Source organism: Streptomyces carpinensis (assembly GCF_002154505.1).
GTDB lineage: Bacteria > Actinomycetota > Actinomycetes > Streptomycetales > Streptomycetaceae > Streptomyces > Streptomyces carpinensis.
Genome location: NZ_MUBM01000307.1, coordinates 1 through 6,080, shown reverse-complemented (window position 1 = coordinate 6,080; position 6,080 = coordinate 1). Strand labels below are relative to the sequence as shown.

The 6,080-nt window shown below is 71.8% G+C and carries 3 protein-coding genes and 1 pseudogene; 2 read left to right on the top strand and 2 right to left on the bottom strand.

Features of this window, described 5'->3' with window-relative positions; all coding sequences use genetic code 11:
- Nucleotides 1–312 precede the first annotated feature (312 nt).
- Nucleotides 313–2,712, bottom strand: a complete 2,400-nt coding sequence (locus BZY54_RS35340) for a polysaccharide lyase 8 family protein (protein ID WP_086729409.1) — start codon at nt 2,710–2,712, stop codon at nt 313–315.
- 110 nt (nt 2,713–2,822) lie between these two features.
- On the bottom strand, nt 2,823–3,320 hold the full coding sequence (locus tag BZY54_RS35335; RefSeq protein ID WP_208640872.1) for a hypothetical protein: 498 nt from the start codon (nt 3,318–3,320) through the stop codon (nt 2,823–2,825).
- 278 nt (nt 3,321–3,598) lie between these two features.
- Here BZY54_RS35335 and BZY54_RS35330 point away from each other — a divergent pair, with 278 nt between their 5' ends.
- A complete protein-coding gene (locus BZY54_RS35330; RefSeq protein ID WP_086729408.1) occupies nt 3,599–4,207 on the top strand; it encodes a YceI family protein in 609 nt (202 codons plus the stop codon).
- A 231-nt stretch (nt 4,208–4,438) separates the two neighbouring features.
- Nucleotides 4,439–5,996: pseudogene (locus BZY54_RS35325) on the top strand (sigma-70 family RNA polymerase sigma factor).
- Nucleotides 5,997–6,080 lie beyond the last annotated feature (84 nt).

The following is a 6,080-nucleotide window of genomic DNA, read 5'->3' as shown; positions in this document are numbered from 1 at the left end:
TCCCGCGCGGTCAGCTTGCCCTTGGCGTGCTGCGCCGCGGTCGCCTTCTCGCTGGGACCCGCCACCGCGTGCGCACGAATCTCGTGCAGTTCGGCGACCCGCCCCCGCGCGTCCGTCGGCTCGCCGGTCGGCTCACCCGTCGTCTCTTCCAAAACGGTCATGTAGTGACCTTACGAAGGACACCTAGGAAAGCGAGCCGTCGACTCCGTACAGTCTCCGGCCCGTTTTCCTGGTACCCCTGAACAGAACCGAAGGGTCTTGCAGCCTTTCCGACTGCTCAGAGGGCTCCGGCGTTGTAGAGATCACACAAAGTCAGGGCGCGAGAGCCACCTCACATTCATGTGTGGCGCATGCCATCCCCGGAGTGACACGCAGGCCCAGACGGGGGCCCGTCGAGACCACCTCGACCGTGTCGTCGGCCCGCAGCACCCGGCGGACGGGACGGTCCCGGCTCTCCCAGGTGATCTCCAGCGGCTCGCCCGTGCGCGGCGGCTCGCTCACGCAGAGCGTAGCCGTGCGGCCCTGACGGCGGACCAGCACACTGGCGCCGGCCGACGCGGTCAGCGGTCCCACCGTACCCGCGCGCCAGAAGTTGGCGGCGAGCAGGCCCAGAGAGGGCACGGCGACCGCCTGGCAGGCGGCGTCGTTGGCCAGGACCGCGAACCAACGGCGGTCGGCGGCCCGGGCCGCGACCGCGTGCCGGGATGCGCCGGGCATGAGGACGTAGACGTAGGAGGCGTCGGCCGGGTCGGTGCCGTGGTCCAGCCAGAGGGTCTGCCAGCGGCGGGTGCGGCGCTCGGTGGAGCTGGTGGTGTTGATGTCGGACCAGGCTCCCGTCCGGTCCTCGCGCAGGGTTCTCAGGCCGTCGCCCCCGGGGAGGACCCAGCCGCCGTGGCCTTCCAGATGCGCCCAGCCGCGCCCCCGTACGAAGGCCTGCGTGCCGCCCTCCCCCAGGTTGCGGTTGTCGACGACCGTCTCGACCGGCACGCCGTCGGAGCAGGTGATGCCCGCGCCGAGGCAGATGACCGCGTCGTCGGCGCAGAACCAGGACTTTCGGGCCTGCAGGGTGGAGTCGAGCCCCTTGATGTGCTGTCCGATCGCCGCGTACTCGCCGTCGGTCGTGCCACCGACCCACCGCACGTCCGGCCGCGGCTGCCCCCACTCGCCGCCCGCACGGTCGCCGAGCCGCTTGGTGGAGACGGTGGTGCCGGGCAGCCGGTACCAGTCCACGGTCGGCCAGAACCAGTCGGTGTACTGGTCGGTGGGCCGCCCGGCCGCCCACCACAGGACCATGCCGGCGCCCGTGTGCCAGCCGCGCGGGTTCTCGCCGTTGCCGCACTCGTAGGCGGCGATGCGGTCGCCGGCCATGGAGATGTTCGCCGTGAAGCGGGGGCGGCGGTGAACTGCGCGGTCCATGGCAGCGAAGAGGCGGTGGCCGAGGGGTTCGGGCGCGGGGGCGATCGGTGCGTCGGCGACCGCCTGCAGCCGGGCCAGATCGGCGACGTCGAACTGGGGCGCCGTCAGGGCGGGCGTGACGGTGTCGCGTTCGATCCAGCCCTTGACCCGTGCGTGCCAGCGGTCGCGCTCGTCCTGGCTCGCGCCCTGTGCGAGCAGCGTGATGGCGGCGATCAGCCCCTGCCCGTGGAAGTGGTCGCTGCGCATGACGTGCCGGTCGTCGTCCTTGAGGTAACCCCGGCTGATGGCCCGGCCGTTGACGCTGTCCATCACCAGGCCGTCGTGGATCAGCGGGGCGTAGGCGTGCTCGACGCTGTCCAGGACGTTCTGCCGGTTCGGGTCGGTGACCTCCCAGGGGGATCCGGCCAGCAGGGCGAAGAGCCGCCCGAGTCCGTCGAGCATCACCTGTCCGTACGTCCCCGAGTACGCGACCCAGGTGTGCTGGACGAACGAGCCGTCGGCGTAGAGCCCGTCGCCGGTGGTGACGTACGGGAAGACCGGCGAGAGCGCGTCACGGGCGAGGGCGATCTTGTCCGGGGACCGGCCGAGGATGCCGCGCAGGGCGACGCTGCGGCACAGGTCGACGCGGTTGGCGCCGGTGGAGGTGCCGGAGTAGTCGTGCAGCATCGCGTCGGGGACGAAGTGGTCGACGGCGGCGCAGGCGGCGGCCAGCCGGGCCTCGGTGGCCTCGTCGTGGAGGGCGGCCGTGATGTCCATCAGCAGGCGGGGGCTGCCGATCTGCCACTCCCACCAGTTGCCGTAGCGGGCGGTGGCGGGGTTGTAGACGGTGGCGGAGAGGTGGTCGAGGCCGCGGAGGATGTCCGCGAGCAGGCCGGGGTCGCCGGTGGAGCCGGTGCCGGCCTGCACGTAGGCCTGGGCCATCGTCCACAGGCGGCTGTAGCTCTGCGTGATACCGGCCGGCGGGTCGAACGGGTAGCCGGGCCAGAGGGAGGTGGCGGTCGGGGCCATGGTGCTCTGGAAGCCTCGGGCCAGCCGGCCGGTGTCGGCGAGTCGGGACGCGTAGGGCTCGGCCGTGGGGTCGTATCCGGTACCGAGGGCGATGCCGAGCCAGCGGAGGCGGAGGGAGTCGTAGGGATCGGCGGGGCCCGCGGCCAGGCCGAGCGCCGGGGCCGGGGAGCCGGTGGTGACCGTGGTGCCGGTGAGGGCCGCGAGGAGGGCCGCGGCGCGGAGGACGGTGCGGCGGGTGGGTCGTACGAAGGCTCTGCTGGCGTCGGTCGCTTGCTGATGCTTCGTCATGACAACTGGCTAACCGCGGACACGGGCCGCGTCAACGGTGCCGGCCCGCCAGGGCGGCGGCGGTCCGCACCGCCGCCGCCCCGGACGGACCGGCCGGGTACGGCCGCCGCTCAGCAGCCGCCGCAGTTGTAGTACAGGACGTCCCAGTGATTGCCCTCGTCGGCGTAGATGTTGCCGGAGCCGGACTTGTACTGCGGGGCGCCGTCGCCGCGCAGGCCGATGTAGGTGAAGCTGTTCTTGATGTAGCCGGTGATGCAGGTGTTCTTGCCGTAGTCGAGCTTGTAGCCGTTCCAGTGGGAGTAGGTGCCGGAGGCGTGTCCCGTCTCGGTCCCGCCGGTGATGTTGAGGGCGCAGCCGCTGGCGCCCTTGAGGGTCTGGGCGCCCTGCGCGGTGGCGAGGTTGAGTTGCTCGAAGGACGTACAGGTGGGGTTGTTCCGGTCCGAGCAGTTGCCGGACGAGGACCAGGTGATGCCGACCTGACGGAACATCTGGGTCGCGGTGGCGTGGCTGATCTTGGTGACGGCGAAGGCGTCGGTCGCGGTGCCGACGACGGCGACACCGGGCGCGACGACGAGGGCGAGGGCGGTGAGGGCGGCCCGGGCCTTCATGACCTTCATGACCTTCATGGGGGAACCCTTCCTGCGGTTGGCCGTGCTCGCTTGTGGGGCGGCTGTGCAGGTGGTGCATGGAGATGGTGCCCGAGGTCTACGCGCGTTGGCCAGAGGCTGTGCGAGGTGACCGTGCGCAGTTTCCGCAACACGCACACGGATGATGTTGAAAGTCGAACGGAATACGTCTACGGTCGTCTGTGTTGACCTGGTTGAACATTCAACATCATCGGCGCTCCACCTTCGCGCCGAGCCACACCGTCCCCAAGGAGCACGCCATGGGCCTCTTCGGCCGCAAGACCCCCACCACCGAGACCGCCACCGCCGCCACCTCCGTGAACCCGGACCTCGCCGCGCTGACCGGCTCGTACACCATCGACCCGGCGCACTCCACGCTCGGTTTCGTCGCGCGGCACGCCATGGTCACGAACGTCAAGGGCTCGTTCACCGACTTCACCGGCACCCTGAACCTGGACGGCTCCGACCCGGCCGCGTCCACGGCCTCGATCGACGTCACGATGGACAGCATCGGGACGGGCTCGGCGGACCGCGACGGCCACCTGAAGAGCGCGGACTTCTTCAAGACCGACGAGTTCCCGACGATGACCTTCCGCTCCACCAAGGCGGAGGCCCTGGGCGGCGACGACTACCGCATCACGGGTGACCTGACCATCCTGGGCGTGACCAAGCCGCTCACCATCGACCTGGAGTTCAACGGCGCCGCCAAGGACCCCTTCGGCAACGAGCGCGTCGGCTTCGAGGGCAAGGCCGAGATCCTGCGCTCCGAGTGGGGCCTCACCTGGAACGCCGCGCTGGAGACGGGCGGCGTCCTCATCTCCGACAAGATCAAGCTGAACTTCGACATCTCGGCGATCAAGAACGCCTGAGCCTGCGGCCCCCGGCTGTGAAGCACCGCCCCGATACGCGCCCGCCCTCCACTCCCCCGTAAGGGGAGGGCGGGCGCTTCGGCGTGGCAAAGGGCGGCGTCTCGGCGCAGGAGGGGGCGTTTCGGCGGCTTTTCGATCGGCCTTGCGAAGAACTGCTATCCGGGACGCCTTCAGCCGTCTCCCAGGCATCGGACATCATCGACCGACGTCGAGGGACGGGGAACTTCTCCTGTGAGCACACAGCACACGGTGGAGCTGGCGGCCCTGGTGACCGCTGCCCGGGAGGGGGACCCGCAGGCGCAGGACGCCCTCGTCAGCGCGCACCTTCCGCTCGTGTACAACATCGTGGGCCGGGCTCTGAACGGTTCGGTGGACGTGGACGACGTGGTGCAGGACACCATGCTCCGCGCCCTGGACGGGCTGGGCGGTCTGCGTGCTCCCGGGAGCTTCCGGTCCTGGCTGGTGGCGATCGCGATGAACCGGGTCCGCGCGCACTGGCAGGACCGGCAGGTCGCTCCGGGCGCCGTCGAGCAGGTCGGCGAGGTCGCCGATCCCGGTGCCGACTTCGTGGATCTGACCATGGTGCGCCTGCAGTTGTCCGGGCAGCGCCAGGAGACCGCGCGTGCCACGCGCTGGCTGGAGCCGGACGACCGGGGGCTGCTGTCGCTGTGGTGGCTGGAGTGCGCCGGCGAGCTGACCCGGGCCGAGGTGGCGCAGGCGTTGCAGCTGTCCTCCCAGCACACGGCGGTCCGGGTGCAGCGGATGAAGGCGCAGCTGGAGTCCGCGCGGGTGGTCGTGCGGGCCCTCGACTCACGCCCGCGGTGCGAGGAGCTGAGCGGCCTGCTGGCGACCTGGGACGGCCGTCCGTCCGCACTGTGGCGCAAGCGCATAGCCCGGCACGCCCGTGAGTGCGTGCGCTGCGCGGGGATGTGGAGCGGGCTGATGCCCGCCGAGGGACTGCTGGCCGGTCTGGCGCTGGTGCCGGTGCCGTTCGCACTGCTGCCGGAGATACGGTCCGCCTTCGACGGTGCGCCCGTCGGCTCGCCGTCCCCGCCGGCCGCGGCGGGCGGCCGGGTCGCCTCCCGCGAGGCGGCACGCCGGCGTCGCCGCCTCCGGCGGCGCACGGCGGGCGCCGCGGTGGTGGCCCTGTGCGTGGGCGGTGCCGGTCTGTGGTACTTCGGCGGCGGTTCCGACGCCGGCCCGGAACGAGAGACGGTGGCGAACCCGCCGACCACCCCCGTCACGGACCTCGCCGCCCCCGACGGCAACGCCGGGAACGCGCCCTCGGCGTCCCCCTCGCCCTCCGCGTCCGCGTCCGTGTCCCCGTCGAAGAGCCCGAGCGCCGCCAGCAGCAGGACCCCGCACCCGCCGGCCAGAAGGACGCCCACCACACCCGCGTCCAGGCAGCAGAGCCGGCCGACTCGGCGGCCGGTCGCCACCCCGCCGGCACAGCCCGCTCCGGCCGGCACCGTGGCGCAGGTCGTCGCGCTGGTCAACAAGGAGCGGGCCGCGGCGGGATGCGGCCCGGTCACGGAGGGCCCCCAGCTCGACGCCGCCGCGCAGGGGCACTCCGACGACATGGCCGCCCGTGGCTTCTTCGACCACACCGACCCCGACGGCAAGGGCCCCGGCGAGCGCATCACCGCGGCGGGCTACCGCTGGTCGACGTACGGCGAGAACATAGCGGAGGGCCAGCGGACCCCGGAGTCGGTGATGGACTCCTGGATGAACAGCCCCGGCCACNNCGGGCGGCCCGTGGTGGACGCAGGACTTCGGCACCAGGATGTGACGGTCGAGCCGCGGGACTCCGGCACCGCGGTGTGAGACGTCACGCGGGATGCAGGAACCCGCGTCGCACGATCAGGACCCTCCC

What these genes read in the sequence shown, in the direction of transcription:
- BZY54_RS35335 (WP_208640872.1), bottom strand. Translation starts at nt 3,320, where the DNA reads ATGAAGGCCCGGGCCGCCCTCACCGCCCTCGCCCTCGTCGTCGCGCCC.
- BZY54_RS35340 (WP_086729409.1), bottom strand. Translation starts at nt 2,712, where the DNA reads ATGACGAAGCATCAGCAAGCGACCGACGCCAGCAGAGCCTTCGTACGA.
- BZY54_RS35330 (WP_086729408.1), top strand. Translation starts at nt 3,599, where the DNA reads ATGGGCCTCTTCGGCCGCAAGACCCCCACCACCGAGACCGCCACCGCC.